Annotated in this window: 24 protein-coding genes; 19 read left to right on the top strand and 5 right to left on the bottom strand. The window is 67.0% G+C overall.

Annotated elements, in window-relative coordinates; genetic code table 11:
• The first annotated feature begins 51 nt into the window (after window positions 1-51).
• The 6 genes from ACEPA4_RS11155 to ACEPA4_RS11130 all read left to right on the top strand — a co-directional run bounded on the left by ACEPA4_RS11155 (window position 52) and on the right by ACEPA4_RS11130 (window position 6836).
• Window positions 52-1668, top strand: a complete 1617-nt coding sequence (locus tag ACEPA4_RS11155; protein ID WP_262090740.1) for a ShlB/FhaC/HecB family hemolysin secretion/activation protein — start codon at window positions 52-54, stop codon at window positions 1666-1668.
• 38 nt (window positions 1669-1706) lie between these two features.
• Entirely contained in the window at window positions 1707-3491 is a 1785-nt protein-coding gene (locus ACEPA4_RS11150) for a DUF2341 domain-containing protein (protein ID WP_262090738.1), read from the top strand.
• Window positions 3492-3501: 10 nt separating this feature from the next.
• Complete coding sequence (locus ACEPA4_RS11145; RefSeq protein ID WP_005409874.1) at window positions 3502-3915, top strand: biopolymer transporter ExbD; 414 nt, start codon at window positions 3502-3504, stop codon at window positions 3913-3915.
• Window positions 3916-3954: 39 nt separating this feature from the next.
• Complete coding sequence (locus tag ACEPA4_RS11140) at window positions 3955-4620, top strand: cell envelope integrity protein TolA (protein ID WP_164092802.1); 666 nt, start codon at window positions 3955-3957, stop codon at window positions 4618-4620.
• Between the two features lie 43 nt (window positions 4621-4663).
• Window positions 4664-6409: a putative porin gene (locus tag ACEPA4_RS11135; protein ID WP_139727178.1), complete on the top strand. Its 1746-nt coding sequence runs from the start codon at window positions 4664-4666 to the stop codon at window positions 6407-6409.
• A gap of 97 nt (window positions 6410-6506) precedes the next feature.
• Window positions 6507-6836: a hypothetical protein gene (locus tag ACEPA4_RS11130; protein ID WP_053500994.1), complete on the top strand. Its 330-nt coding sequence runs from the start codon at window positions 6507-6509 to the stop codon at window positions 6834-6836.
• A 63-nt stretch (window positions 6837-6899) separates the two neighbouring features.
• Here the strand turns inward: ACEPA4_RS11130 and ACEPA4_RS11125 are convergent, their stop codons facing one another.
• Window positions 6900-7298, bottom strand: coding sequence for an OsmC family protein (locus tag ACEPA4_RS11125; RefSeq protein ID WP_235646147.1), 399 nt, complete (start codon window positions 7296-7298; stop codon window positions 6900-6902).
• Between the two features lie 321 nt (window positions 7299-7619).
• On the opposite strand from ACEPA4_RS11125, the gene ACEPA4_RS11120 reads away from it, so the two are divergent.
• From ACEPA4_RS11120 to ACEPA4_RS11075, 10 genes are all read left to right on the top strand, one after another.
• On the top strand, window positions 7620-8123 hold the full coding sequence (locus ACEPA4_RS11120) for an RNA polymerase sigma factor (RefSeq protein WP_005416753.1): 504 nt from the start codon (window positions 7620-7622) through the stop codon (window positions 8121-8123).
• 82 nt (window positions 8124-8205) lie between these two features.
• Window positions 8206-9162 (top strand): FecR domain-containing protein, encoded by a 957-nt coding sequence (locus ACEPA4_RS11115; RefSeq protein WP_065186513.1) that lies wholly within the window; start codon window positions 8206-8208, stop codon window positions 9160-9162.
• A gap of 182 nt (window positions 9163-9344) precedes the next feature.
• Entirely contained in the window at window positions 9345-12467 is a 3123-nt protein-coding gene (locus tag ACEPA4_RS11110) for a TonB-dependent receptor (RefSeq protein ID WP_262090735.1), read from the top strand.
• Window positions 12468-12519: 52 nt separating this feature from the next.
• Entirely contained in the window at window positions 12520-13284 is a 765-nt protein-coding gene (locus ACEPA4_RS11105; protein ID WP_065186511.1) for a Slam-dependent surface lipoprotein, read from the top strand.
• Window positions 13285-13374: 90 nt separating this feature from the next.
• Window positions 13375-14829, top strand: coding sequence for a porin family protein (locus tag ACEPA4_RS11100; protein WP_164092807.1), 1455 nt, complete (start codon window positions 13375-13377; stop codon window positions 14827-14829).
• Window positions 14830-14965: 136 nt separating this feature from the next.
• Window positions 14966-15370, top strand: coding sequence for a response regulator (locus ACEPA4_RS11095; protein WP_005416747.1), 405 nt, complete (start codon window positions 14966-14968; stop codon window positions 15368-15370).
• A 9-nt stretch (window positions 15371-15379) separates the two neighbouring features.
• Window positions 15380-16966 (top strand): sensor histidine kinase, encoded by a 1587-nt coding sequence (locus tag ACEPA4_RS11090; RefSeq protein ID WP_065177687.1) that lies wholly within the window; start codon window positions 15380-15382, stop codon window positions 16964-16966.
• 70 nt (window positions 16967-17036) lie between these two features.
• Window positions 17037-17378 carry a type II toxin-antitoxin system prevent-host-death family antitoxin gene (locus ACEPA4_RS11085; protein WP_065177688.1) on the top strand — a complete coding sequence of 114 codons (342 nt, stop codon included), beginning with the start codon at window positions 17037-17039 and terminating at the stop codon, window positions 17376-17378.
• Window positions 17379-17381: 3 nt separating this feature from the next.
• Window positions 17382-18008, top strand: a complete 627-nt coding sequence (locus ACEPA4_RS11080; protein ID WP_065196383.1) for an AAA family ATPase — start codon at window positions 17382-17384, stop codon at window positions 18006-18008.
• A gap of 63 nt (window positions 18009-18071) precedes the next feature.
• On the top strand, window positions 18072-18689 hold the full coding sequence (locus tag ACEPA4_RS11075; RefSeq protein WP_069138412.1) for a hypothetical protein: 618 nt from the start codon (window positions 18072-18074) through the stop codon (window positions 18687-18689).
• Window positions 18690-18773: 84 nt separating this feature from the next.
• Here the strand turns inward: ACEPA4_RS11075 and proP are convergent, their stop codons facing one another.
• A complete protein-coding gene (gene proP / locus ACEPA4_RS11070; RefSeq protein WP_164092808.1) occupies window positions 18774-20261 on the bottom strand; it encodes a glycine betaine/L-proline transporter ProP in 1488 nt (495 codons plus the stop codon).
• A gap of 568 nt (window positions 20262-20829) precedes the next feature.
• On the opposite strand from proP, the gene ACEPA4_RS11065 reads away from it, so the two are divergent.
• A complete protein-coding gene (locus tag ACEPA4_RS11065) occupies window positions 20830-21246 on the top strand; it encodes a host attachment family protein (protein ID WP_065177692.1) in 417 nt (138 codons plus the stop codon).
• Between the two features lie 5 nt (window positions 21247-21251).
• Window positions 21252-21575 carry a thioredoxin family protein gene (locus tag ACEPA4_RS11060; protein ID WP_065186506.1) on the top strand — a complete coding sequence of 108 codons (324 nt, stop codon included), beginning with the start codon at window positions 21252-21254 and terminating at the stop codon, window positions 21573-21575.
• Window positions 21576-21634: 59 nt separating this feature from the next.
• Here ACEPA4_RS11060 and ACEPA4_RS11055 read toward each other — a convergent pair whose 3' ends face one another.
• Window positions 21635-21880 carry a hypothetical protein gene (locus ACEPA4_RS11055; RefSeq protein WP_065177694.1) on the bottom strand — a complete coding sequence of 82 codons (246 nt, stop codon included), beginning with the start codon at window positions 21878-21880 and terminating at the stop codon, window positions 21635-21637.
• 461 nt (window positions 21881-22341) lie between these two features.
• On the opposite strand from ACEPA4_RS11055, the gene ACEPA4_RS11050 reads away from it, so the two are divergent.
• Window positions 22342-24693: a GH92 family glycosyl hydrolase gene (locus tag ACEPA4_RS11050; protein WP_164092809.1), complete on the top strand. Its 2352-nt coding sequence runs from the start codon at window positions 22342-22344 to the stop codon at window positions 24691-24693.
• A gap of 143 nt (window positions 24694-24836) precedes the next feature.
• Here ACEPA4_RS11050 and ACEPA4_RS11045 read toward each other — a convergent pair whose 3' ends face one another.
• Both ACEPA4_RS11045 and ACEPA4_RS11040 read right to left on the bottom strand, forming a co-directional pair.
• On the bottom strand, window positions 24837-26210 hold the full coding sequence (locus tag ACEPA4_RS11045) for a sensor histidine kinase (protein WP_262090733.1): 1374 nt from the start codon (window positions 26208-26210) through the stop codon (window positions 24837-24839).
• Complete coding sequence (locus tag ACEPA4_RS11040) at window positions 26203-26877, bottom strand: response regulator (RefSeq protein WP_065177697.1); 675 nt, start codon at window positions 26875-26877, stop codon at window positions 26203-26205. Before ACEPA4_RS11040 ends, ACEPA4_RS11045 begins: the two co-directional genes overlap by 8 nt.
• Between the last annotated feature and the right edge of the window lie 31 nt (window positions 26878-26908).

The following is a 26908-nucleotide window of genomic DNA, read 5'->3' as shown; positions in this document are numbered from 1 at the left end:
ATCCACGCGCCGCTCCCTGGCCCCTCCCTTCGATACGACGCGATGCCTTCAATGAATCCTGTTCCGTGCCGAGCCGTTCGCCTTCCGCTGTGCCTGCATCCGCTGGTGCTGGCCCTGGCCGCGATGCCGCTGCCGCTGTTCGCGCAGGAGGCAGCACCCGCGCCCAGCGTGAACATCAACGAATACGTCGTGCGCGGCAACACGGTGCTCGATCCGCGGCAGATTGAACGTGCGGTGGAACCGTTCCTCGGCCCGGGCAAGACCCTGGCCGATGTTGAGAAGGCGCGCGATGCGGTCCATGCGCTCTACCAGCAGGCCGGCTACCAGTCGGTCTACGTCGAGCTACCCGAGCAGCAGGTCAGTGGGGGCGTGGTGCTGCTGAAGGTGCAGCAGACGCCGATCGGCCAGCTGCGCGTGGTCGGCACCCGCCACGAGTCGCCCGAACGCATTCGGGAACGTGTACCGGCGCTGGCCGAGGGCAAGGTGCCTGACTTCGACCAGGTCCAGAAGGAATTGACCGCACTGAACGAAGGCGGACGTCGCCAGGTGATGCCACTGGTGCGCGAAGGCCAGGTGCCGGGCACGATGGATGTGGACCTGCAGGTCGAGGAGAAGTCGCCGTGGCGTGCCAGTGCGTCACTCAACAACGACCATAGCGCCGACACCGAGAAGCTGCGCCTGAGTGCATCGCTGGCCTACGACAACCTGTGGAAGCGTGGGCACAGCGCCAACCTCGGCGTGTATCTGGCGCCGGAAGACACGAAGCAGGCCGAGGTGTTCTCGGCCTCGTACACGATGCCGTTCGAAGGTACGCCGTGGAGCGTGGAAGCCTCCGGCTACAGATCCGACAGCCGCGTGTTGAATGCAGGTGGGCAGGTCGGTACCGGCACCGGCACCAATGTGATCGGCAACGGCCATTCGATCGGCCTCAAGCTCAACTACCGCCTGCCGGGCAGCAGCCAGTGGTGGCGCCAGCTCAGCCTCGGCGTGGATTTCAAGGACACCGAGGAAGACACGCAGATGGGCAAGGAGAGCCTGAAGACGCCGCTGAGGTACGCGCCGATCACTCTGGCGTTTGTCGGTGTACGCCAGGGCGAGCAGGATCAGTTGAGCATCAACACCCAGCTGGTGGCCGGTACGCGTCGCTTGTTCGGCTACGGCAGTGACGCCACCGCGTTCGGGCAGAAGCGCTACTGGGCCGACCCGAGTTTCGTGGCGTTCAAGGCCGACGTGGCCAACACGCATACCTTCGGCAGCGACTGGCAATGGTATGCGCGCGGCTCGCTGCAGGTAACCGATGCGCCACTGGTGTCGGCCGAGCAGTTCGCCGCAGGTGGAATGTACACCGTGCGCGGCTACCTGTCGGCCGAGGCGATCGGCGACTACGGCGGCCTGGCCAGCCTGGAATGGCGCACGCCTGCGTGGTCACTGTGGCGCGGCACCGACCTGCGCGTCTACAGCTTTGCCGACGCGGCCTATCTGCGCCTGCGCCAGCCGCTGCCCGAACAGCGCGACAAGTACAACCTGGCCTCGGTCGGCCTGGGCGCGCAGCTGCGCCTGGGTCAACACCTGCAACTGCGCCTGGACTACGCCTGGCCGTATGCCGATGGCCCGGTCACGCGCAAGGACGACCCGCGCCTGCATTTCAACATCAGCACCAGTTACTGACCCTTCCCTTGAACATGCGTTCTCCGGAGACCCTTCGCATGGACCGTTTGCTTTCCCGAGTGTTGTTGCTGCTGGCCGCGCTGGTTGCGCTGCCGGTGGCTGCGGCCGATTCCAATTGGTGGCAGGCCGAATGGAAGTACCGCAAGCCGATCACCATCGACGCCGGCCCGCAGGGCGCGGGCCTGGCCGGTGACCCGGGCCGCACGCCGCTGCTGCTGCGCCTGCATACCGGCAACTTCGGCTTCGACGGAACCCAGGATGCGGGCAACGACCTGCGCTTCGTCTCGGGTGATGGCCGTACCGTGCTGGCCCACCAGATCGAACAGTTCGATCCCAGGATGGGCCTGGCCCTGGTCTGGGTCGACGTACCGGCAGTCAGCGCTGCCGCGCCGCAGACGATCTGGATGTACTACGGCAATGAGAAGGCACCGGCCAGCGGCAACGGCCAGCAGGTGTTCGATCCGGACTACACGCTGGTCTACCACTTTGCCGAGGCCAATGCGCCGGCACGCGACACCACCGCCTATGGCAACAATGCCGGTGCGGTGGTGCCGCCGTCGGAAGGCTCGGTGATCGGCCGTGGCGTGCAGCTGGGCGCCGGTCCGCTGCCGCTGCCGGCCAGCGCATCGCTGGCTCAGGAAGCGGGCGCGCCGCTCACCGTTTCAGCCTGGATCAAGCCGGGCGGCAACACTGCGGCGCAGGCGATCTATGCGCGTCGCGACGGCGCATCCGAGCTGGTGCTGGGCATCGAGAACCGCGTGCCGTTCGTGCAGCTCAATGGCCAGCGCAGCACGCCCGCGCAGCCGGTTCCGGAAGGACAGTGGGCACACGTTGCACTGACGGCAGAGAAGGGCGCGTTGCAGCTGTACCTCAACGGGCGCGTCGTTGCCCAGCTGAGCGGTGCGCTGCCGGCGCTGGGCACGGCTCCGGTGGTGGGTGCCGATGCGCCGGGGGCGGTGCAGCCACTGGCCAACTTCGAAGGTGCGCTGGATGAACTGCGCGTCTCGCGCGTGGCACGGCCGGCCGCGCTGCTGCTGGCCGATGCCACCGCACAGGGTGCCGATTCGCGGCTGATCAGCTACGGCGCGGACGAGCAGTCAGCCGGGCAGAGCCACTTCGCCTTCATCCTCAAGGCGATGCCGTTCGATGCCTGGGTGGTGGTCGCGATCCTCGGCCTGATGATGCTGCTGTCGTGGGCGATCATGATCGCCAAGGGGCGGCACTTCGGCCGTACCAGCAAGGCCAATGCGGTGTTCACCGAGAGCTTCGGCAAGCTGTCCGGCGTGCCGCTGCGCACCCTGTCCGACATGGACCGCCAGGGCAAGGCGCCGGCCGCGATGCACGATGGCTCGTTGTGGCGCATCTACCAGGTGGCCATCGATGAAATGCAGCAGCGCCACCAGCGCGATGGCAACAGCGGTTACCTCAGTGGTGCCACCATCGCGGCGATCCGTGCCTCGATGGATGCGGTGATGGTGCGTGAGCAGGAGGCGATGGCACGGCGCATGAACTGGCTGTCGACCACCATCGAGGGGGCCCCGTATGTGGGCCTGTTCGGCACCGTGATCGGCATCATGCTGGTGTTCGTGGTGGCGGCGATGGCTGGCGCGGTCGACATCAACTCGGTGGCACCCGGCATGGCAGCAGCGTTGCTGTGTACTGCGGCTGGCCTCGGCGTCGCGATCCCGGCGCTGTTCGGCTACAACTACCTGGGCGCGCGTGCCGAAGCGATCGGCGCGGACATGGCGGTGTTCATCGACGAGTTCGCCGCGCGCCTGGCTGAAGAGCAGGACGGGCGCGGCCCGGCCGCGATCCAGGGCTGAGGAGCGCGCCATGGGCCAGAAGGCGAAGTTCGGCATCAAGAAGCGCGAGAAGGGCATCAACGTGACGCCCTTCGTCGACGTGCTGCTGGTGGTGCTGGTGATCTTCATCCTGACCAGCAACGCCTCCATCCCCGGTATCGAGGTCAACCTGCCGAAGGCGAGCAACAGCGTCGCGCTGGAGAAGCCGAAGACCAAGGCGATCACCATCGACCCCAGCGGCCAGGTGTTCCTGGATGCCTACCCGGTGACGATGGCCGAGCTGGAAGATCGCCTGCGTACCGAACGCGCGACCACGCCGGATTTCCCGGTGATCGTGCGCGGAGACGCACAGGTGCAGTATGCCCGCGTGGTCGAGGTGCTGGACCTGCTGCGGCGCCTGGAGCTGGCCCAGGTGGGCCTGGTCACCGGCAAGGCGCAGGGCTGAGGCATGACCGCCCATCACCCCCCCCGGCCGGAGCCCGGCATGCGTGGTCGCCCGTTGCTGGTGACCGCCGCGCTGGTGCTGGTCGCGTTGCTGGTGCTCGGCGTCGCGCTGTGGTGGCTGTTGTTCAAGGACACCGCCAGCACCCGCCGGCCGGTGGTGCAGCCGCCGATGCTGGCGTTGCCGCCACCGCCTCCGCCACCCCCGCCGCCACCGGAAGAACCGCCGGAACCGGAAACGCCGCCGGAAGAGACGATGCCCGAACCGGAGCCGCTGGATCAGCCGACGCCGGCCGAAGAGCCGACGCCGACCCCGGACAACAGCGATCCGGTGACGATGAACGCCGACGCGCAGGCCGGTGGCGACAACTTCGGCATCCAGTCCGGCAGTGGTGGCGGTTCGTCCGGTGTCGGTCGTGGCGGTGCCGGCAACGCCACCTATGGGCGCTACCTCGGCTACCTGATGCAGCAGGCGATCTCGCGCGACGACAAGGTCAAGCGCCTGGCGTTCCAGTTGCAGGTGAATGTGTGGCTGGCCAGCGATGGTCGCCTGGAAAAGGTCGAGCTGGTGCGTGGCAGTGGCAACGAGGAGGCCGACGCGGCCGTGCTCGATGCACTGCGTCGCATCGGCAAGGTCGACCAGGCACCGCCGCCGTCGCTTGATTTCCCCGCCCGCGTCCTGATCCAGGGCCGCCGGCCCGGGGCCTGATTCCCCGACCTCCATGATTTCCCTTCATTCGATGAGAACCGTGATGAACGACCACGTCCGCGCACGAACCGATTCCCGCCGCCCGCGGCCGGCCCGACGGGCGCTGCTGTGCTGCGCCGTGCTGCTCAACCTGGCCGCCCCGGCCGGCGCGATGGCCGCCGAAACCACCATGGTCAAGCTGATCAAGGGGTTGATCGCCAGCGGTGCACTGAAACCCGAAGACGGCCAGGCATTGCTGGTGCAGGCGCAGGCCGAAGCAGCAGCGTTGCAGCACACCGCGGCCGCCGGGACACCGGCCGCCAGTGGTGGCGTGGCCCTGGAGGCCGGTGACGTGCGCGTGCCGTACGTACCGCAGAGCGTGCGCGACGGCATTCGTGACGAAGTGCGCCAGGAGGTGATGACGCAGGCCAGGTCCGAGGGCTGGGCGGCGCCGAACGAAGTGGCTGAGTGGACCAAGCGCATCAAGGTCACCGGTGACATGCGCGTGCGGAGCGAGTCGCGCTTCTTCTCCGAACGCAACAGCGACATCGTCAGCAACTGGTCGTCGATCAATTCCGGCAACGGCTTCGACACCAATACCAACACCAACCTGCAGCTGCCACCGCTGCTGAACACCCGCCAGGACCGCCGCAACCTGTGGCGCATCCGCGCCCGCCTCGGCATCGAGGCGACCATCGGCCAGCACACCACGGCTGGCGTGCGCCTGGCCAGCGGCAGCAGCAATGGCCCGGTGTCAACCACCGAGCAGCTGGGTGGTGGCCTGAGCAAGAAGGACGTGTGGCTGGACCAGGCCTGGCTGGCCTATAGCCCGGCCGACTGGGTGACGGTGCGCGGCGGCCGCTTCGGCAATCCGTTCTGGACCAGCGATACGCTGTTCTCCAACGACCTGAACTTCGATGGCCTGGCCGCCAACCTGCAGTACGACTTCGACGGCGGTGACCTTGGCCTGTTCGGCAATCTGGCGGTGGTACCGCTGGAGTACACCTCCGACAGCGCGCCCAGCCAGAGCCGGGTCAAGACCCCGAACGAGAACAAGTGGCTGTCCGGTGCACAGGTCGGCGTGAACTGGCGTTTCAACGATGACAACGCGCTGCGCGCGGCGCTGGGTTACTACGACTTCAAGAACATCAGCGGCCGCCTGTCCTCGCCGTGCGCGCTGTATGCGGGCGCGGTGGGCTGCGATACCGACTGGTCGCGCCCGGCGTTCATGCAGAAGGGCAACACCCTGATGCTGATCCGCGACATCGCACGCAACCCGCTGGATCCAGCCAACACGCCCACCCCGCAGTACGTCGGCCTGGCCTCGGCATTCCGCCTGGCCACGCTGAACCTGCGCTGGGATACGCAGCTGGCCCAGGGCATCGGCCTGCGCCTAGACGGCGACTACATCCGCAACCTGGCCTACGACAAGCAGGCGATGTTCAGCCGCGCCAACAACGGCATCGTCAACAACTACGGCGCCGGTGGTACCGCCAGCATCGACACCTTCCGCAGCGGCGACACCGCCTGGATGGTGCAGGCCACCTTCGGTGCCACCGACCTGAAGGAGAAGGGCCAGTGGCAGGCGCTGCTGGGCTACAAGCGCATCGAGGCCGATGCGCTGCCGGACGCCTACAACGACCCGAACTTCCACCTCGGAGGCACCAATGCCCGCGGCTACTACGTGGGCGGCGCCTACGCGCTGGACGCGCGCAGCTGGATCAGCGGCAAGTGGATGGCGGCCAAGGAAGTGTCCGGTGCTCCACTGTCGATCGATGTGTTCCAGCTGGAGTTCAATACCGGGTTCTGAGTGACGGCGTGATGTGGATCACGTAGTGCGTGGCGGGGGCGCAGCGATGCGCCCGTCTAAGGAAAGGAGACCACGCGCTGCACATAAGGAGGAGTGGATGAGCCGTCGCAAGCTGTTCGAGAGTTCCGAACCGTCCAGCCGATCGCTGGGCATCGGCCCGGCCTATGTCTCGGTGGAGGGGCTGCGCCAGCACCTGGCGGAGTTCCTGCTGTACGCAGGCCGGCCGGTGGTGATCATGCGCGGGCGCAGCGAAGTGGGGTATTTCCTGCCAGCGCGCTGCTGGCGCCAGCGTGACGATGATCCGCTGGCCGCCGCCGCCGCCGACGAACTGCTGGACGCGGCCGGGTTCCAGGCCGAGGATATCCAGCAGGTAGAGCAGGAATTCAACGCGATGCGCCAGCGCACCGTACTGCATTCACGGCGCTGAGCCTTTTGCAGAGCCGGGCATGGGTTTGGCTCTACAGTAGATCCACGCCATGCGTGGATGGGGTTACGCAGCACCCCCGTGCTCACTGGTGATGCGTGCACCCTCGCGCATCACCAGGGTCACCGGGGTCTTCTCCACCACCTCCAGCAACCGCTGCCACTGCGCATCACTCAGCTCGGCGCTGGCATGCAGCACGCGGTGCACGTGGAAACGTCCATCCTCGTCACGTTCCGAGCGCAGCTCGGCATGGAACTCGCCCAGATCCCAGCCCTTGCGCTGCGCATACATGCGCAGGGTGATGGCGGTACACGCCGCCAGCGAGGCCAGGTACAGGTCGAACGGCGCAAAGCCCTTGCCCTGGCCACCCAGCGAGGCAGGCTCGTCCGCATCGACATCAAAGCTGCCGTTGCTGATGTGGTGCAGATAGTCGTCGGCGGTCGAAACAATGTGTGCGTAGGCCATCACGTTCTCCATCTGTCTGTGGCGTCGAGCCACGCTCGACTGCGCCAAAAAGGGCGGCCCCAGCCAGGACCGGGGCCGCCACCCCATCACTCGGTACGATCGTACGAGAACTGGATGCCCGCGGTACCACCGGTTGCGATGAAGAGGTTCATGAAATCCGGGACCGTTGCCGAGCGGGCCCAGTCGCGCTGCAGTTCGCAGAGCACCTGCCATGCGTGGATGAACGAGCCCGCGGCTTGCCGCCCACGGCCGCGCAGCCCACAATCCACGTCCGGACCGTCGCCATCACGCCCATCATTCCCCGGTCCGGCCTTGGCACCTATGTCTCCCAATGCCCTGGCGCTGGTCGAGCTGCTGATCCGCGAGCGCCGCGCGTTGTCCCGCTTCATCGCACGCTATCTCGACCCGGCCAGTACCGAGGACACCCTGCAGAACCTGTACCTGAAGGCCAGCAGCGTGCCCGGCGATCCGCCCATCCTGGAGCCGCGCGGCTATCTGTACCGGATGGCCTACCATCATGCGCTCAACCGCAGCCAGGCCGACGCCCGCGAGCGACGTGCCATGGCCGAGTACGCCGTCGACATGGCCGAGGCCAGTCGCGATGGCGAGGCACAGGCGCTGGACCAGGCGCAGCTACGCGAGATCACCCAGACCATCCTCGCCCTGCCGGTCCAGGTGCGCGAGTGCTTTGTCCTCAATCGATACCTGGGCCTGAGCGAGCGTGAGATCGCTGCGCGCCTCGGCATTTCCAAGAGTCTGGTCGGCAAGCATGTGCTGCGTGCAGCGTTGCTGATCCAACAGCATCAGCAGGGGGCGCGGCGATGAGCGGCGATTACCGTGGGCAGATCGCGCCCGCCGTTGTCACAACAGGAAAGCGCACCCGTTCGTGGTGCGGCAGGCCACAATCATGACCACCTCCGAACCCTCGCCGCGTCAGGCCAGGCAGGCGTTGCGCTGGGTGATACTGCGCAGTGCAGGCCCGCTGCCGGAACGCCAGCAACGAGCCCTGCAGCGCTGGCTGCAGGCCGATCCCCGCCACGCGCGGGCCTGGCGCCAGCAGCAGGCCTTCTGGCAGCGGTTGGACGCTGCCGGGCCGGAGGTGCTGGCAGCGCTGCCCGAGCTGACCGCAGATCGGCAGGGGCTGCGCCCGATCGCACCGCGCCGCCGTCTGCCCTGGCTGCTCGCCAGTGCTGCGGCCGCAGTGCTGATGGTCGCGGCCGCACCACACGCGTTGCTGCTGGCGCGCAGCGATGTGCGCAGCAGTGATGCGCCGCGCGTGGTGCGGCTGGACGACGGCAGCACGGCGGTACTCGATGCCTGCACCGCACTGGCATTCACGTTCGATGGCCAGCAGCGGCGCGTGCAGCTGCTGCGCGGGCAGGCCTGGTTCCAGGTGGCGCATGAGCAGCGACCGTTCCAGGTCGAGGCCGGCGGTGGCCAGATCCGCGATATCGGTACGGCGTTCAGCGTGTCGATGCAGGGCGCCACCATCACCACCGACGTCAGCGAGGGCGTGGTCGATGTGCGCCCGGGCGATGGCAGCGTGCAGCGCCTGCGCGCCGGGCAGGTGCGCGCGTTCCGTGACGGGCGCTGGTTGCAGCCGCTGCGGGAGGCCGCGCCGGAGGCGATGGCGCCGTGGCGCCGTGGTGAGGTGGTGATCGACGGTCTGCCTGCCGCGCAGGCCATCGCCGATCTCGGCCGCTACCGGCGTGCCCCGGTCTGGGTGGTGGCCGGGCAGGGCACACGCGTGCGGGTCAGTGGCCTGTTCCATCTGCAGCAACCGGACACGGCCATCGACGCCGTGGCCGCGCAGGCGGGACTGCGGGTGCAGCGCTTGCCCGGTGGTGCGTTGCTGGTGTGGTGAGGCGCCCGCGGAGCACGCATGAACAGGCTGCATGAAAAAACATGAAAAAACCGTGGGCAGTCGTCGTACCCCGCTGTCTATAGAGGTATAGCCAGAGCGAAACCGCGTTTCTTCTCAAGCCAGACACACCACCGGGCACCGGTCGTGACCGTGGTCCCGCCCCGCTTGAGGAGTTCCTGTCCATGCCGTCCACGGCATCCGCCTGTCATCGTCGCGCTACCGTCCTGTCCTTGGCGATCTCCACCGCATTGTTGCCGTTGGCCTGGGTGCCGGTGGTGCAGGCGCAAGCAGCGGTGGCCGCACCGCTGCGCACTTACGCCATTCCGGAACAACCGTTGGCCGATGCCGTGCGCAGCTTTGGCCGCCAGGCCGATGTGCAGGTGGTCTTCCGCAGTGACCTGGTGGAGGGCCGTCGATCCAGCGCGGTGAGCGGCGAGTACAGCCAGATGCAGGCCCTGCAGCAGCTGCTGCGCGGCAGTGGGGTGCGTGCCCAGCGCGGCATGGATGGCACCTGGAGCCTGCGCGCCGCAGCGGAGGCGGGGGAAGGGGACGGGGAAGGGGTGCGGGTGACCGAAACACTGGACGTGGCCGGTCGCCTGCAGTCGGAAGGGGGCGAGGCCCGCGATCGGCGCGGCTACGACGATGTCTTCGCGCTGGATCTGACCACGGCGTACTCGGGGCGCGACCGGGTGGAGCGCTACCGCGGCTCCAATCCGGCCGACGTGGTCAAGGATCTGGTCGGTGTGTTCAGCGGTGATGCGCGCAACAGCGGCGCGCTGGACATCAACATCCGCGGCATCCAGGGGCCGGGGCGGGTGCCGGTCAGCATCGACGGTGGCGAGCAGGCGCTCACGGTCTGGCGCGGCTACAACGGCGTCAGCAACCGCAACTACATCGATCCCAACCTGATCGGTGGCATCCAGGTCATCAAGGGGCCAGGGCTGGTGCGCGATGTGCACAGCGGGATTGGTGGTGCGCTGGTGATCAAGACCATCGACGTTGACGACATTGTTGCTGCCGGCGAGCGCTTCGGCGGGGAGCTGAAGATCGAAGGCAGCAGCAATGCGGTGGCGCCACGCCTGCCGCGGCTGCATACCGGCGAGGATTACCGCACGGTGGCGGGGTTCCCGCAGGGCTCGCCCTCGGCACCTTATGCCGACAGCACGCTGCTGGTGCCGGTGAAGTCGCGCGGTTCTGAAACCAATGTGTTCGCCGGGGAAGACCAGGCCTGGCGGCTGGCGTTGGGCCTGCGTGGCGAACACGTGGACCTGATGGCGGCCTATGCCTGGCGCAAGCGGGGCAACTACTTTTCCGGCACCCGGGGCGCGGCGTACTACGACCGGGATCCGCGCGAGCAGTTCGAGTACAAGGGCCTGGACTACATCACCACGCTGGCGCGCTACTTCAAGCCCGGCGACGAGGTGCCCAACACCTCCAGCGAGCAGGAGTCGTGGTTGCTGAAGGCGACCTGGCAGATCAGCGACGACCAGCAGCTGCGCGCGACCTGGCGGCGCACGCTCTCGCACTACGGCGAGATCATGCCCTCGCGTATCCTGTCCGCGCCCGACTACGGTCGCATCCAGTGGCCGCTCAGCCGCGTCGATGCCGATGCCTGGAACCTGGAATACCACTGGCAGCCTGCCGGCAGCCGCTGGCTGGACCTGCGTGCCAACCTGTGGCGCACCGAAACCACCAGCGATACGTACACCGCTGGCGGCTTCCCCAATTTTGCCAGCAACCCCGACTGGAACCCCGGCAGCAGCCCGATCCTGCGCAATACCGCGCTGGCCAATGCCCGCAACGACCGCACCGGCCTGACCCTGAGCAACCGCTTCGCGTTGCATTCCACCCTGGACCTGACCGTGGGCGGCAACTGGCAGTTCGAGAAACTGCGCTCGGCGGACCCGTACTTCGGCGTCAGCGATGGCTGGCGCATGTATCCGCGCGCGGGGCGCCGCCAGGAAGGCGAGGGCTACCTGGTGCTGGACTGGCGGCCGGTGGATTTCCTCTCCCTGAGTGCCGGCGTGCGCTACGCGCGCTATTGGGCCTTCGATGATTTCCTGCAGGACCACCCGGAGCTGATGACCACCTCGGTGTTCCCCAAGGAGGCCCGCTACCGCGTCAACGAACTGCCCGAACGCCCGGCCAGCCTGCAGGGCGAGATCGACGCCATCGAGTCGCAGCGCGCGTTCTGGGACAGCATCGGCATGGGCTTCATCGTTGATGATCTGCTGAAGGGCCTGCTGGGCAGGTATGAGACGCCGGTTGCGGTGGACCACACCATTCCTTGGCTGCCGGATGCGGACGGCAACTACAGCCGTGCCAGCAACCCTTGCCTGAATGGCGAGGTGGCGGCCATTCCCGGGCTGTTGCCGGTGCAGGGGTCGCAGATCCTGTGCAGTATCCAGAGCGGACGGCCGCAGACGGTGTCCGGGCGCAATGAGCGCAGGCGCGACCATACCTGGCTGCCGACCTTCTCGGCCACCGCGCATTTCTCGCCCAATGCGCGCGCCTACGTCCGTTATAGCGAGGCGGTGCGTTTCCCCAGCATGTTCGAGAGCACCATCGCGTTCTCCAGCAGCCTGAACCCGCTGTACCCGCTCAAGCCCGAGCACGCCTACAACTACGAAGTGGGCTATGTGCACAACCTGTCGGCGCTGTTCGGCAACACCGCTGATGCCGACGTGAAGCTGGCCTACTACGTGCACAAGACCCGCAACGTGATCGAGCGCGACGGCAATTTCCTGTTCGACAACCTGGACAAGCAGCGCATCCGCGGCGTGGAGCTGCAGGCGCGCTTCGACAACCGCCGCTTCTTCACCGACCTGGGCATCACCCGCACGCTGGAAAACAAGGTCTGTGATGAAAGCATGGCGGTGCAGCTCGACGCACTCGCCGGCAAGGTGCCCAACTGCGTGCAGGACGGCTTCGTCAGCGGCTACCTGCTGACCCAGGCCATTCCCCGCTTGTCGGTGAACGCGTCGCTGGGCACCCGGCTGTTCGATGAGCGCCTGGAGCTGGGCAGCCGCATCGTGCATTACCAGCGCCACCAGAACCCGGACCTGCAGGCCTACCGTGACCGCCTGTACGCCGGCAGTGGTGGCCTGATCTGGCAGAACGTGCCGTTCACCTGGGGAAACATCACCACCGTCGATGCCTACGCGCGCTGGCGCATCAACGACCATGCCAGCGTCGAGCTGGTCGGCACCAACCTCGGCAACCGCTACTACGTCGACCCGGCCACGCGCTCCACGCTGCCGGCGCCAGGGCGCACGCTGAAGCTCGGTGTCACCGCACGCTTCTGATGACCTGCCTCGTTGTTGTACCCGTTGTTCCCTCAACCCAAGGAGTAGTTCCATGAAGATGATCTCCCGTTCCGTACTGGCCATGGCCGCCACCTTCGCCCTGGCCGGTGCCGCCCAGGCCGCCGACATCGTCGGTGCGGCCAGCCCGGCCACCGATTCGCAGCTGTACGTCAAGGTCGGTGCCTCCGAAGTCAATGGCGGCCCGCACAGCGCAGGCAAGGCCGGCATCGGTGTCGGCACCGTCTCCAACGCCAAGCCGGTCGATTTCCAGGGCCTGGCCGCATACTCGGCCCCCACCACCGTGGGCAACGTGACCGTACGTACGCTGGCCATGCCGATCACCGGCACCCCGGGCAATCATGCCGGCATGGGCCACTTCAACTTCGTCAAGGTGGGCAGTGGCGATGTCTGGTTCGGTGAATGGTCCAAGGATGGCGCCGCAGGCGGCTTCAACAATCGCCAGGTGTACTTCGCTGGCGACCGTGCGGGCACCACGTTGCCCAGCGGCACCGCCACGTACGCGGTGGCTGGCCTGAACAAGTTCAACGGCAGCAACCTGCTCAGCGGCACCTTCGCCGCGAACTTCGGTACCGGCAAGCTGACCGGCGGCCTGACCGGTGGTGGCCAGACCCTGGCGATCAGCGCCAACATCAACAGCGCCGATGCGTCCTTCGCCGGCACCGCTGTGGCCAACGGTTCGGTCACCGGCAACAGCCAGGGCCAGTTCTTCGGCGCCAACGCCGCCACCCTGGCCGGTATCGCTACGTTCGCCGGCAACAGCCAGTACGACACCGCCTTCGGCGGCAGCAAGAACTGATTGCCACGCCCTTGACGGGGCAGGGCAGGGACAAGCCGCGATCCGCCAGTCCCTGCTTCGGCCCGCTGCATGCACCACCACAGATCGCCCATGCGCCCCCCCATTTTCCTTGTGTTCCTGCTGCTTGTTGCCGCCGACGTGCGCGCCCAGCAGGACGATCTGCGCCGCGTGCTCGAACAGGGCAGTGAACTGCGCCACCAGCAGCAGGACCAGCAGCGCCTGCAGCAGGCCGAATCGCAACGGCCGACGCTCACCATCGATGGCCAGACCGTGCGGGTGGAGCGCACCGTCGATGATCTCGGCCAGGCCCTCTACCTGTCATTGCAGCATCAGCAGTGGCCGGCCGCTGCGGCGTTCCTGGCCGAATACCTCGAGCTTCCGGGGCACGATCCGCTGCTGCGCCACTACGCGCAAGGTGCGTTGGCCCGCGTGGCCGGTGACCATTCGCGCGCCGCACAGGAGTACGAAGCACTGCTGGCAGCGCAGCCGGACTTCCTGCCCGCCCGCCTTGAACTGGCGCGCGTCTATGCCGAAGACCAGCGCGACCGCGAGGCGGTGGCATTGTTCGGTGCAATCAAGGCCGGTATCGACAGCAACGATCCGGCCACCGCGGGTGTGCGCGCACGCGTGGACAGCTATCTGGACGCGTTGCAGGCACGCGGGCGCTGGAAGGGTGCGGTCGCCGCCGGGCCTGCATGGAGCGACAACATCAACCGCAGTTCGGCCAGCCGCACCTGCCTGTTCGGTGTCGGCGACACCTGCCTGATCGAACGCACGCTGCCCGAAGCGCAGCGCGCCACCGGCCTGGACTACGACGCCAGCCTGGAACGGCGCTGGGCGTTGGCAGGCCATCATGGCCTGTACGTGCGTGGGCTGGCGTTCGGCCAGGCCTGGCGTGGCTACAGCGCATACAACGAGCTCAACGCCAGCGTGCAGGCCGGCTACAGCTGGCGCAGTGCACGGCACACCCTGCAGCTGGCGCCGAGCCATGACTACCAGGCGCTGGGCAACCACGCCCTGCAGGGCGGCAGTGGTGTGCACGGCGAATGGCAGTACGCCCTGGACGCGCGCAGCCTGCTCAAGCTGGAGGCCGACTGGAAACGCCAGCGCTACCGGCAGCCGGGCCTGGCCGACAACTACGATGGCGAACTGGCCGCGCTGTATGCCACCTGGTTCCGCGCGCTCAACCCGCGCTGGACCCTGTTCGCGGGCGTGGACCTGACCGACAGCAGCGCAGCCGACCCGGCCAACGGCTACCGCCAGCACGGCCTGCGGCTGGGCGCGGCACGGCAGTGGAGTGGCACCACGGCCACGGTGTTCGTGTCGTTGCGTCACCGTGACTATGGTGCCTGGAGTCCTTTGCTGGAGGCGCGCAGGCAGGACGACGAACAGAACCTGATCGCCATCGTGCGCAGCGAGCGGCTGGCGGTGGGCGGGCTGGTGCCCAGCCTGAGCCTGCGCTACGCCTGCATCGACAGCAACGTCGGTTGGCTGTACAGCCATGACCGCAGCCTGCTCAGCCTGAAATGGGAGCGTGCGTTCTGAACGCACCGCTGCCATGCCGGAGTGAATGCGCCGCGGCTGCGATCTTCATCGATCATCACGCGCCCTTGTAGCCCGGTTCGCGCATCCTACGGCCGTTGCGGCGGAGGTGGGCCGCGTGTATCGAGGAGCGCCGGTCGTGCTGGAAGCGGGCAACAAACCAGAAGGCCTGAAAGGGTTGAGAGTACTGGTGGCGGAAGATGAATTCGCCATCGCGATGTTCCTGGTGGACTACCTGGAGCTGAAGGGCGCGCAGGTGGTGGGGCCGGCCGGGGACCTGCAGGCACTCGGCCGGCTGCTGGATGACAACCCCATCGATGTGGCCCTGCTGGACATCAACCTGGGCGGTGAACAGGTGTATCCGCTGGCCGACCGGTTGGCCGAAGCGGGTACGCCGTTCATGCTGACCTCTGGCTACGATGACAACCTGCCCAGCCGCTTCGCGGATGCGCCACGCTGCACCAAGCCCTATCACATCGAGGCCCTGGTCCAGCAGCTGGCGGGACTGGTGGCGACGCCGCAGGCCCCTGCGGGCATCGCCTGATTGCGCGGCATGTCGCGCCACACCGAAGGCCTCCGGGCCGTTGAGCGCCCGGCGGGCATGCCGCCGTCGCTGCAGGCGCATGCGCGCCATGACGGCATGGCCGCCCGTATTGCCCGGCACGACTGGTCAGGCACGCCACTGGGTGCGATCGAGCAATGGCCGCCGCACCTGCGCGCCACCGTCGACCTGATGCTTGCGCACGGCTTTCCGATGATCGTGCTGTGGGGCGAGCAGCTGGTGCAGCTCTACAACGATGGCTATGCCGAGATCCTGGCTGACAAGCATCCTGGCGGACTGGGCCAGCCGACGCGCGAGTGCTGGCCCGAGGTCTGGCACATCAACGGCCCGATCTACCAGCGTGTGTGGCAGGGCGAGACCATCACCTATGAGGACAAGCTCTATCCGCTGGCGCGGCGTGGGCGCTTGGAGGATGTCTGGTTCACCATCACCTACAGCCCCATACGCGGAGAGGACGGGTGCATCAACGGCGTGCTGGTGACCATGTTCGAAACGACCGCTGCGCACGTCGCGCAGGCGGCCCGCGAACGCGAGGAACAGAAGCGCCGTGAGAGCGACCGCCGGTTGGCGCTGGCCTTCAAGGTGCTGCCGGTGGGTGTCTGCATTGTCGACGCCGACGGCAACCTGCAGCTGTCCAACGACCAGATGCGGACCTATCTTCCCACCGGCAAGGTGCCCTCCACGGATCGCCCCAACCACTACCGGTGGCAGGGGGTGCATCCCGATGGCTCGCGCATCGAACCCCACGATTTCGCCATCGCCCGCGCCCTGCGGGGGGAGACGATGGTCCCGGGCCTGGAGTTCCAGTTCATCCATGACGACGGGCGCGCGCGCTGGACACGCGTCGCCGCCGCACCGCTGCGTGATGCCGATGGCGCGGTGAGTGGCGTGTTCGCGATCGCAGTGGACATCGACGATCTCAAGCGTGCCACCGAGCGCCAGTCGGTGCTGCTGGCCGAACTGCAGCATCGGGTGCGCAACATCATGTCGACCATCCATGCCATTGCCTGGCGGACCCGCGTATCGGTCGGCAGCGTGGACGAGTATGCCGAGCGCCTGTGCGCGCGGCTGATGTCACTGGCGCGCACGCAGAGCCTGTTGACCCGCGGCGCCAATGTAGGGGTCTGCCTGCGCGGCATGCTCGAGGAGGAGATCGCGGCGCAGGCACCGGCGGCCGCCGCCTGTCACCTGCAGGGCGAGGATGTGCTGTTGCCACCGAAGGCGGCCGAAGTACTGTCGCTGGCCATCCATGAGCTGGCCGCCAATGCGCTCCGGCACGGCGCGTTGGCCCACGAGGACGGGCGGGTTGATGTCTGCTGGCACCTGCAGGTGCAGGACGGGCAGCCGTGGCTGGGCCTGCACTGGTGCGAGCGCCATGCCGAGGTGGAGGGGTGGGAGATGCCACGCCAGCGTGGCCTGGGCCGGGTCCTGATCGAGCAGCGGGTGCCCTATGAACTGGCCGGCAGCGGCGAGCTGCGCTTTACCCCGCAAGGCCTGGATGCCTGGATCCGCTTCCCGCTGCGCGATCGCGACAGCCTGCTGCAGACCGACGCCCCGGACACCGGGCTGCCTGGGTAAAAGGGCATTTATCTCCAATTTGGCCAAATTGGGTATAGTGGTTCCCATCCGCCCCGCCTGGAGCCGTGCCATGACCCTGCCGCTGGATCTGCCTGGCCTCGAAAAGGCCCCGGCCTCGTCGGTGAAGACCCGCGGCTGGCCGAGCCTGATGCGCACCGTGCGCGAAAAGCAGGCGCTGGTCATCACCAACCACAATCACCCGGAAGCGGTGATCGTGGACATCCGCACCTACCAGGAACTGCTGGCCAAGGCCGCTGGCGGCGATGCCGGTGAGCGCAACGAGGAACTGCAGCGCCTGCGCAACGAGTTCGACCAGACCCTGGCCGGGCTGCAGCGCGGTGAAGGGCTTGGCAAGGTGCTGGGCCAGCCGATCCGGCGCGGCCGCAAGGTCACCCTCGGCCGCCCGCTCTGATCGATGGGACGCATCCTGGCGCTGGCCGGTGTCAATGGCGCCGGCAAGAGTTCGCTGCTGGGCACCTGGCTGGACGCCGAAGGGCTGAGCTGGTTCAACCCGGACGCGTTCACCCGTCGCCTGGTCGACGCCGGCTGGTCGCTGCCGGAGGCCAACGCCGAGGCATGGCAGGAAGGCACCCGCCGCCTGCGCCAGACCATGGCCGATGGCACCGACTTCGCCTTCGAGACGACGCTCGGCGGCAACACCATTGCGCGCCTGCTGCGTGAGGCCTGCGAACGGCATCAGGTGGCGATCTGGTTCTGTGGGCTGGCCGATGTTGAGCTGCATATCGCCCGTGTTGCTGCGCGGGTGGCCGCCGGTGGCCATGACATTCCAGTCGAGAAGATCCGCGCGCGTTTCGATTCCGCGCGCGCGAACCTGCTGGAGCTGCTGCCGCACCTGGCCGAGTTGCACGTCTACGACAACAGCGCACCGGCCGACGCGCAGGGTTGCGTGGTGCCGCTGCCGGTATTGGCCATGGCTGCAGGCGAACTGCAGTACCCGATTGCCGTAGCCGACCTGCTGCACACGCCCGGCTGGGCCAAGCCCATCGTGATGCGTGCAATGGAATCGAACACCCCGCGCTAGATCCACGCCATGCGGGGATGCCTTGGCTGTGGTTAGACTGGCCGCACACCCAAGGAGGATGACATGCACGGACCTGCGATGTTCCGCTCCACTTCGACCTGCCTTGCGCTTGCTGCGCTGGCGCTGTCCAGCCTGACGGCGATGGCCGCGCCGGCCGCGTCCAAGCGGGTGGTGGCGCCGCCCAGCCTGGTACAGGCGTATCGGGCCGCCGAAGCCAATCTGCGGCTGATTCCCGGCGATGACATCGAATCCGAGTTCCGTCCGGTGTGGACCGCTGTTGCCGATCTCGATGGCGATGGCCGTGCCGAGGTCGTGTATTTCTACACGTCCACCTACACCGGCGGCAGCTTCGCGCAGAGCAATGTGGTGGCGGTGATGACGGCGCTGACAGCGAACGATCCGCGTGGCCAGGAGAACCCGAAGAGCCTGTCGCCGGTGGAGGCAGAGGACTATGCCGCCATCCGCAGGTATGGCTATGGCGATGATGCCGGCATCCAGATTCCGGGCGCGGTGCAGTCGATCCGAATCGAAGGCAACCGGATCATCGTTGCCTTCACCGTTACCGCAGGCGCAACGGTCTGCGAAATTCCCCGCGATTTCCGCCACGTCTGTCCGCCGGACGGAAACTACACCTGGACGCTGCGTTGGACGCCGGGGAAGCTGACCCGCATCAAGACGTAGCGCCATGCAGCGCCGGGCGTATCCACCCGGCGCCACTTGGCCCATCGATCCACGCCATGCGTGGATCGCATTCTGCACCCGGCCTCAGGCAGGCTTCACCTGCTCGGGCTCGGCAACATCCGGCAGCGGCGGCAAGGTCGGGTCCACCGTCACCGGCACATCGCTCTTCAACAGCGCGGCCGCTTCCTTGTCGCTGCCGACGGCCGGCGGTGAACCGCGCAGCGGCAGGCCGGCGGTTTCCTTCACGAACAGCATGGTCACCAGGCCGATCACCGCCGCGCCCATCAGGTAATAGGCCGGCACCAGCGGGTCGCCGGTACGCTCCACCAGCCACGCGGTCACCAGCGGCGTGGTGCCACCGAACAGCGACACCGACACATTGAAGGCGATCGACAGCGCGCTGTAGCGCACCGGGGTGTAGAACAGCGCCGGCAGCGTGGACGGCATCGAGCTGGTGAAGCACACCAGCGCCAGCCCCAGCAGCATCAGGCCCAGGAAGATCAGTCCGTCATTGCCGCTGCCCACCAGCAGCAGGCAGGGCACCGCCAGCACCAGCAGCGCGATGCAGGCGCCAATGATCATCGGCCGGCGGCCCAGCCGGTCACTGAACAATCCGCCGACGATGTTCAGCGGCATCATCACCAGCATCACGATGATGATCAGCAGCAGGCCCTTGCTCTCGGCATAGCCCATGGTGACGCTGAGGTAGCTGGGCATGTAGGTCAGCAGCATGTAGTCGGTCACGTTGAACACCAGTACCAGGCCCATGCACACCAGCAGCTGGCGGCCATGCACATGGAACAGCGCGCCCAGCCCGGGCCGGTCGTGCTCGCGCTTCTCGGCTTCCTCGGCGAAGGCGCGGAACGCCGGGGTTTCCTCCAGCTTCATGCGCATGTACAGGCCGAGCAGGCCCAGCGGGCCGGCCACCAGGAACGGAATGCGCCAGCCCCAGTCCAGCATCTGTTCGCTGCTCAACACCATGTGCAGCGCGGTCACGGTACCGGCGCCGGCGATATAGCCGCCCAGCGTGCCGAACTCCAGCCAGCTGCCCATCAGGCCGCGGTTGCGGTCGGTGGAGTATTCGGCGATGAAGGTCGCCGCGCCGCCATATTCACCGCCGGTGGAAAAGCCCTGCACCACGCGTGCGAGCAGCAACAGCACCGGTGCCCAGATGCCGATGCGCTCGTAGGCGGGAATCAGGCCGATCGAAAAGGTGCCCAGCGCCATCAGGACCATGGTGAACGCCAGCACTTTCTGGCGGCCGTAGCGATCACCCAGCGGGCCGAACACCAGGCCGCCCAGCGGCCGTACCAGGAACGCTACGGTGAACGTGGCGAACGCGGCGATCACCTGCGCGGTGGGATTGCTGGAGGGGAAGAACACCTGGCCGATGGTGACCGCCAGATAGCCGTAGACACCGAAGTCGAACCACTCCATGGCATTGCCAAGTGCGGCCGCGCCGACGGCGCGCTTGAGCATGGGCTTGTCGACGACGGTGATCTCATCGACCTTCAGGTGGCGGCGGCGTTTGAACCAGCCGAAGTGGGCGTGTGCATCGGGGGTGTCCTGCATGGGGCTCCCTTGTAAGTGGAAGAGGTGAATAGACGGTGGGCTAGGTCCCGGAAATCGGAAACGGCGATGCAGGCGCAGGTGGCGCAGGGGCATCGGTGAGTGGCGTGGGGGCCGGGGAATGTGTGCAGGCACGACGCCACGCGCACGGCAACGCACCGCCGCAACGGCGGAAACGCAGCAACAGGATCACTGCGGTCGCGCAGTCAGCGGCCGGAGGTCACAGCAGCGTAGGGAGGGCAGGCCAGAGCGCCTGCGGGCGTCATCCGCCAGGATCCAGCGCGAGGCGGTGGAAGGGCAGGGCGGGAGCCATCGTGGCAAGCGAAGCGCCGGTCGGCAGTGCTTTCCACGTAACAGGTGCGCCCGTCACGTAGTGGGTCATGTCGATCATCCGTTCATCATAACGGCATCGGCGTGAGCATGCAGAGAAGCGGCCTGATCTGCACGCTGTGTTCCATCACGCCTGTTCATCCGCGCAGCGTGCAATGACATGCGTTGAACGAACTCTGGCCGCAGCGCTCACGCAACGCTGTCTACGGTAGCGCTGAACGCAATCGAGAAGGAGCATCGCATGACCCGTCGCATTCCCGAAGGTACGCTGATCATCGTCGCCGATGGTGGTTCGGCCCGCGTGTTCACCAACGTCGGCAACGAACATCAACTGGCGTTGAAGCAGGAAGGCGAACTGCGCCTGCAGGACATCAGCGAGCAGGGTGTCTCCGGGCAGGGGCCGGCCGGTGCGGTGCCGAAAGACATGTCCATTTCGCAGCTCAACGAGGCGACGTTCGCCAAGCAGGTGGCGGAGCAGTTGAACGAAGATGCGCTCAACAACCGCTTTGCACACCTGGTGCTGGTGGCAGACCCCACCACCCTGGGCCGTATCCGCCCGCTGCTGCACAAGGAGGTCCAGGCCCGCCTGCTGGGCGACATTGCCAAGGACCTGACAAACGCCCCGCTGGCGGATATCCAGAAAGCGTTGGCGGCGTAACCGGCATGCCGTTCATGCGTGACTACCTGGCGGCGGAGCCCGCTGGCGCGGACGTGGACGCGCAGGCGGGCTGGCTGCTGCTCGAGTTCGGTGCACCCTGGTGTGGTCACTGCCAGGCCGCGCAGCCCGCACTCCAGGCGTTTGTCGACGCCCACGATCCGGTGCATTGGAAGATCGAGGATGGCAAGGGAAAGCCGCTGGGGCGTGCTTTCAAGGTAAAACTGTGGCCCACCGTGGTGCTGTTGCATGACGGCCAGGAGGTGGCGCGGGTGGTGAGGCCGATCGACAGCGCCGACCTCGCCACCTTGCAGGGCGCATTGCCGGGCTGAGGGCAGCAATCGCTGCGTGCGGTGCGCACGGCGCCGAGCAGGTTCGGCTGCGTCGCGGTCTAGTGATAGGTCACCTTTTCCGCTTCCGCACGCGGCTTCTGCAGCAACGACCGACCATGCTGGCTCAGCATGACCATCGCGTCGGCGATCTCTTTGGCGTTGTAGCCCATCGGTGCGGGTGGCTTCGGCTCGGGGCCGTACTGCTCGCCGATGAGGATGGCCATGCCTTCGGCACTGTTGAGGGCATGTTCGATACGCTGGAACAGCGATTCCATGGCCGGGCTGAGCGGACGCGTGTGTTTCATGCGGAAACTCCTTGGGAAGCGAGGGCCACCGCAAGGGTGGCGGGCGATGCGTGCTTGGAACTCCCGGAAGGAACAGAGAAAACCGGAGGGCCTGACGGCCACACGCAGCGCCCGCCGCAGTTACGACGAGCTATCTCTGTCCTTCTTTTCGGGGGTTCCAATCCCGGCAGCGGGATGTCCGCTGCGGCGCCATTCTGGGCAGATCGAGGCGCTGCGCACCAATTGATGGTTCGTCTCGCTTTGTCCCGCTCCGAAGGCGCGGTCTTTCAGAAGTGCATGTGTGGACATCCACTGCCGTATTGGCACCGATCTGGAAGCGGGAAGCCGGAAGCCTATGAGGCGATTCGTCGTCCGGCCATGCAATTATGTGCAAATCATCGTGCCGGTTCCGGCGGCCGCACTGCAGCATGCGACAGGGCAGGGCCGGTGCTACTCTCTGACCACCATCTGAATCGATCCAAATGCCGATGCCCACGCTGGACCGTCGTCTCCTGATCGCTGTCGCCGCCACGGCGATGTTCGCTTCCGGCCTGGCCAGTGCGGCCCCAGCCAGAACCGCCGCCGACAAGGCATACGCCTCGGTCGATCCGTTCATCGGCACCGGTGGCGAGGGCCATACCTACCCGGGGGCCACGGTGCCGTTCGGCATGGTCCAGCTCAGCCCGGACACGCGTATCCAGCCGCGTGAAAAGGCCTATGGCTGGGCGGCGGGCTACCGCTATGACGACAGCAGCATCGTCGGCTTCTCGCATACGCATTTCTCCGGCACCGGTCATTCAGACCTGGGCGACATTCTGCTGATGCCGTTCACCGGCAATCCGGGCCTGGAGCGCGGCGATCCGGAGAAGCCGCGCAGCGGCTATGCCTCACGCTTTCGCCACGCTGACGAGAAGGCCGAGCCGGGCTACTACGCGGTCACCCTGGATGACTACAAGGTGCGCGCCGAACTGACCACCAGTGCGCGCGTGGGCGTGCACCGCTATGCCTTCCCCAAGGGCACCGACGCCAAGGTGCTGCTGGACATGCGTACCAGCATGTACGACTACCCGGGCAAGGTGCTGTGGTCGCGGGTGCGGGTGCGCGCCGATGGCACGGTGACCGGCTTCCGCGAAACCCGAGGCTGGGCGCCGGGCCGCCAGCTGTACTTTGCGATGCGCTTCTCACGCCCGCTGGCCGGGCATGAGCTGCACAACACCGAGCAGGACATCGTCTACAAGGGCTTTCCGCCGCCGGGCGAAAAGGACCCGGCACAGCGCGCCCAGATCGAGGGTCGTCAGCTGGTTGGTACGTTCGCTTTCGGCAAGCTCGATGCACCGCTGGTGGTGAAGGTGGCGATCTCGCCGGTCAGTGAAGCCGGTGCCATCGCCAACCTCGACGCGGAAGTGGCCGACTTCGATTTCGACCGCGTGCGTGCACAGGCGAAGCAGGAGTGGACGCAGGCACTGTCCGTGCTGGACATTGACGCGCCGGAACATGCGCGGCGCAGTGCCTATACCGCGCTGTACCACACGATGCTGGGGCCGACGCTGTTCATGGATGCCGATGGCCAGTACCGCGGCGCGGACAATGCCGTGCACAAGGCCGATGGCTTCACGCACTATTCGACGTTCTCGCTGTGGGACACCTACCGCGCGCTGCACCCGCTGCTGACCTTGGTGCAGCCGGGAAAGCGCAACAGCGACTTCATCAACTCCATGCTGGCCCACCACGAGCACAGCCCCTACGGCATGCTGCCGGTGTGGTCGTTCCACGGCCTGGAGGACTGGTGCATGATCGGCTACCACGCCGTGCCGGTGATCGCCGATGCCTACGTGAAGGGCATTCGTGGCTTCGATGCGGACAAGGCTTTGAACGCGATGGTCGAGACCGCGAACTACGGCCCGTATGATGGCATCGCGCAGTACCGCGAGCTGGGCTATGTGCCGATCGACGAGGAAGGTGAAGCGGCCAGCAAGACGCTGGAGTACGCCTTCGACGACTGGACCATCGCACGCATGGCGCAGGCCATGGGCAAGGCCGATATCGCGGCGACCTTCGACAAGCGCGCAGGCAACTGGCGCAATGCCTTCGACAAGGACACCGGCTTCATGCGCGCGCGCAAGCGCGATGGCAGCTTCCGCACGCCGTTCGACCCCAGCGCCAGCGGCTACGGCACCGACTACACCGAAGGCAACGCCTGGCAGTACTCGTGGTACGTGCCGCAGGACGTCGCCGGCCTGGCCGCCGCGCACGGGGGCAGCGACAAGCTGCTCGCGCGCCTGGACGAGGTGTTCAACGCCAAGGTGGATCCATCGATCTTCGAGCACATGGAAGACATCACCGGCCTGATCGGCTGGTATGCGCACGGCAACGAGCCCAGCCACCACGTGGCCTACCTGTATTCGTATGCCGGCCAGCCGTGGCGCACGCAGGCGCGGCTGAAGCAGATCATGGATACCCAGTATGCCGACCGTCCCGATGGCCTGGCCGGCAATGATGACGTTGGCCAGATGTCGGCCTGGTATGTGTTCACCGCGCTGGGCTTCTACCCAGTGGCGCCGGGCTCGGGCGAGTACATCCTGGGCCGTCCGTTCCTGCCGAAGACCGCGATGCGTCTTCCGAACGGCAAGACGTTCACCATCGTGGCCGAGGGTCTGGATGACAAGCACACCTATGTGGGCAGCGTGACGTTGAATGGCAAGCCGCTGCAGCGTGCCTTCCTGCGCCACGACGAGATCCTGGCCGGTGGCGAACTGCGCTTCAGCATGCAGGCCGAGCCGAACAAGGACTGGCCGGGGCAGGGCGCGCAGGCGCCGTATTCGATGAGCCGGTGATGCGCACGTGGTAGGTACCGACCTTGGTCGGCACGCTTCACGGGTGACCTGATACCTGTAGAGCCGAGCCCATGCTCGGCTCAGGCACCGTGCCAAAAGCAGCCGAGCATGGGCTCGGCTCTACAAGGGCAATTCGACAAAGGTCAACGAAACCGCAACCCCACCCGCGCACCGCCGATCGGGGCGGTATCAATCATCAAGGTCGCGCCATGTCGCTGCGCGATCTCGGCCACAATCGCCAGCCCCAGCCCGCAACCGTCGCCCTCGCTGCTGGCCCGGTAGAAGCGTTCTGTGACGCGCGCGCGTTCGGCTTCGGCGATGCCGGCGCCGTCATCGTCCACCCATACCTGCACGCCGTCGGTTCCCTGCCGAACGCCGAGGGTGATGACTCCGGGCGTGGCGCCGTAGCGCAGCGCGTTGTCCAGCAGGTTGCCCAGCGCCTCGCGCAGCAACTGCGCATCGCCCTGTAGCTGCACGCCGTCGTCGGGTCCGTCGTAACCCAGGTCCACGCCCGCAGCCAACGCACGGTCAGCGTAGCGCTCGACCACGCCACGCGCCAGCGCGGCCAGATCCAGAGGCTGCAGCGGCAGTGCGCTGCCCTGTGGATCTTCCGAGCGGCTGAGCATCAGCAGCTGGTTGACCAGGTGCTGCAGCCGTGCCAGCCCGGCCAGCGTGCCGGACAACGCCAGCTGCTGGGCCTGCGGATCCTGTTGGCGGAGTGAGCTCTCCAGCTCCACCTGCATTGCCGCCAGCGGCGTGCGCAGCTGGTGCGCGGCATTGCTGACGAAGCGCCGTTGCGCGGCCTGCATGGCGTCCAGTCGTTGCAACAGCGCGTTGTAGGCCTCCACCGCCGGCCACAGCTCGCGTGGCGCCTCCTGCGCGGGTTCCAGGGGCGCCAGTGGGTCCGGGCGGGGGCTGGCCAAGCGCCGCGCCACCTGGTTGGCATGGCCTGCGGCCGCGCCGGTCCCGGACCAGGCCAGCCACGCGGCAAGCGTGAGGATCGCAGCCTGGAACGGGATGCTGGTCAGCAGCAGCTTGCGCTCCAGCCGGTGGCGCTTGCGCAGCGTCTCGGCTACGCGCAGCCGGATATCGTGGCCCGGTCCGGCACTGACGAGGACTTCGACCATGCGCACCGGCTGCCCGCGCAGGCGCGCATCGTAATAAACCGCGTCGTCGCTTGATGCGGCGGTGGCCGGGCGCGGCAGCGCTTCGGCCAAGTCGCCATACAAGCGTCCACCCGCAGCATCGACCACTTCGCCATGCACTTCGTCGGCGGTGTCCCAGCTGAACATACGTGACACCGCGGGCGTGATCTCGATTGATGCATGACCCTCCTGTACCGTCACCAGCTCGGACAGGGACATCGCCGAGTCCAGCAGCCAGCGGTCATAGACCTGACCGGCGTAGAAGCGCGCCAGCGCGAAGGAACCCACCGCGCTGCACATCAGCAGCACCAGCAGCGGCAGCCACAGGCGGCGCAGCAGCAGGCTCCGCAGGCTGTGCACGCGCTCAGTCACCGCTGGCCTCCAGGCGATAACCCAGGCCACGCAGCATGCGGATGCCGACGCCGGCACGCGCGTGTTCCAGCTTGCGGCGCAGGCGACTGACATGCACTTCGATCACCGACAAGCTGGCCTCGTGGTCCCAGCTGTACAAAGCGTCGAACAGGCGCTGCTTGGTGACGGTGCGGCCGGGATGCTGCATCAGTGCTTCGACCAGCGACAGCTCGCGGGCGGTCAGTTCGATGCGCTGGCCGTCCACCTGCGCCTCATTGCGGATGCTGTCGAAGCACAAACGGCCCAACCGCTTCTGCGCCGGTGCATCGCTGCGGCGACGCGACAGCGCACGCAGGCGGGCTTCCAGTTCCCCCAGTGCAAATGGCTTGGCGAGATAGTCGTCGCCACCCCGGTCGAGGCCGAGGATGCGGTCCTCCACGCCATCGCGCGCCGTGAGGATCAGCACCGGCAGGGTGACACCGTCGTTGCGCAGGCGCGAGAGCAGGTCGAGGCCATCGACGTCGGGCAATGAAAGGTCGAGCACCATCACGTCATATGGCGCGCTGGCCAGTGCAGCGGGTGCATGCAGCCCGCGCGAGAGGTGGTCGCACAGATGACCCGCGCCCTGCAGGGCACGGATCAGTCCATCGGCCAGGGCGGCGTCGTCTTCGATCAGCAGGATTCGCATTGCAAGCTTCGTGCAAGGTTGGGGCAAGTTT

This window comes from Stenotrophomonas sp. P2112, from assembly GCF_041897515.1.
Lineage (GTDB): Bacteria > Pseudomonadota > Gammaproteobacteria > Xanthomonadales > Xanthomonadaceae > Stenotrophomonas > Stenotrophomonas sepilia.
Note: the sequence above shows the minus strand (reverse complement) of the source record. Positions and strands in the feature narration are given on the sequence as shown.

Bases quoted from the DNA above. Each gene is read 5' to 3' on its own strand.
- ACEPA4_RS11155 (WP_262090740.1), top strand. From the start codon at position 52: ATGAATCCTGTTCCGTGCCGAGCCGTTCGCCTTCCGCTGTGCCTGCAT.
- ACEPA4_RS11150 (WP_262090738.1), top strand. From the start codon at position 1,707: ATGGACCGTTTGCTTTCCCGAGTGTTGTTGCTGCTGGCCGCGCTGGTT.
- ACEPA4_RS11145 (WP_005409874.1), top strand. From the start codon at position 3,502: ATGGGCCAGAAGGCGAAGTTCGGCATCAAGAAGCGCGAGAAGGGCATC.
- ACEPA4_RS11140 (WP_164092802.1), top strand. From the start codon at position 3,955: ATGCGTGGTCGCCCGTTGCTGGTGACCGCCGCGCTGGTGCTGGTCGCG.
- ACEPA4_RS11135 (WP_139727178.1), top strand. From the start codon at position 4,664: ATGAACGACCACGTCCGCGCACGAACCGATTCCCGCCGCCCGCGGCCG.
- ACEPA4_RS11130 (WP_053500994.1), top strand. From the start codon at position 6,507: ATGAGCCGTCGCAAGCTGTTCGAGAGTTCCGAACCGTCCAGCCGATCG.
- ACEPA4_RS11125 (WP_235646147.1), bottom strand. From the start codon at position 7,298: ATGGCCTACGCACACATTGTTTCGACCGCCGACGACTATCTGCACCAC.
- ACEPA4_RS11120 (WP_005416753.1), top strand. From the start codon at position 7,620: ATGTCTCCCAATGCCCTGGCGCTGGTCGAGCTGCTGATCCGCGAGCGC.
- ACEPA4_RS11115 (WP_065186513.1), top strand. From the start codon at position 8,206: ATGACCACCTCCGAACCCTCGCCGCGTCAGGCCAGGCAGGCGTTGCGC.
- ACEPA4_RS11110 (WP_262090735.1), top strand. From the start codon at position 9,345: ATGCCGTCCACGGCATCCGCCTGTCATCGTCGCGCTACCGTCCTGTCC.
- ACEPA4_RS11105 (WP_065186511.1), top strand. From the start codon at position 12,520: ATGAAGATGATCTCCCGTTCCGTACTGGCCATGGCCGCCACCTTCGCC.
- ACEPA4_RS11100 (WP_164092807.1), top strand. From the start codon at position 13,375: ATGCGCCCCCCCATTTTCCTTGTGTTCCTGCTGCTTGTTGCCGCCGAC.
- ACEPA4_RS11090 (WP_065177687.1), top strand. From the start codon at position 15,380: ATGTCGCGCCACACCGAAGGCCTCCGGGCCGTTGAGCGCCCGGCGGGC.
- ACEPA4_RS11085 (WP_065177688.1), top strand. From the start codon at position 17,037: ATGACCCTGCCGCTGGATCTGCCTGGCCTCGAAAAGGCCCCGGCCTCG.
- ACEPA4_RS11080 (WP_065196383.1), top strand. From the start codon at position 17,382: ATGGGACGCATCCTGGCGCTGGCCGGTGTCAATGGCGCCGGCAAGAGT.
- ACEPA4_RS11075 (WP_069138412.1), top strand. From the start codon at position 18,072: ATGCACGGACCTGCGATGTTCCGCTCCACTTCGACCTGCCTTGCGCTT.
- proP (WP_164092808.1), bottom strand. From the start codon at position 20,261: ATGCAGGACACCCCCGATGCACACGCCCACTTCGGCTGGTTCAAACGC.
- ACEPA4_RS11065 (WP_065177692.1), top strand. From the start codon at position 20,830: ATGACCCGTCGCATTCCCGAAGGTACGCTGATCATCGTCGCCGATGGT.
- ACEPA4_RS11060 (WP_065186506.1), top strand. From the start codon at position 21,252: ATGCCGTTCATGCGTGACTACCTGGCGGCGGAGCCCGCTGGCGCGGAC.
- ACEPA4_RS11055 (WP_065177694.1), bottom strand. From the start codon at position 21,880: ATGAAACACACGCGTCCGCTCAGCCCGGCCATGGAATCGCTGTTCCAG.
- ACEPA4_RS11050 (WP_164092809.1), top strand. From the start codon at position 22,342: ATGCCGATGCCCACGCTGGACCGTCGTCTCCTGATCGCTGTCGCCGCC.
- ACEPA4_RS11040 (WP_065177697.1), bottom strand. From the start codon at position 26,877: ATGCGAATCCTGCTGATCGAAGACGACGCCGCCCTGGCCGATGGACTG.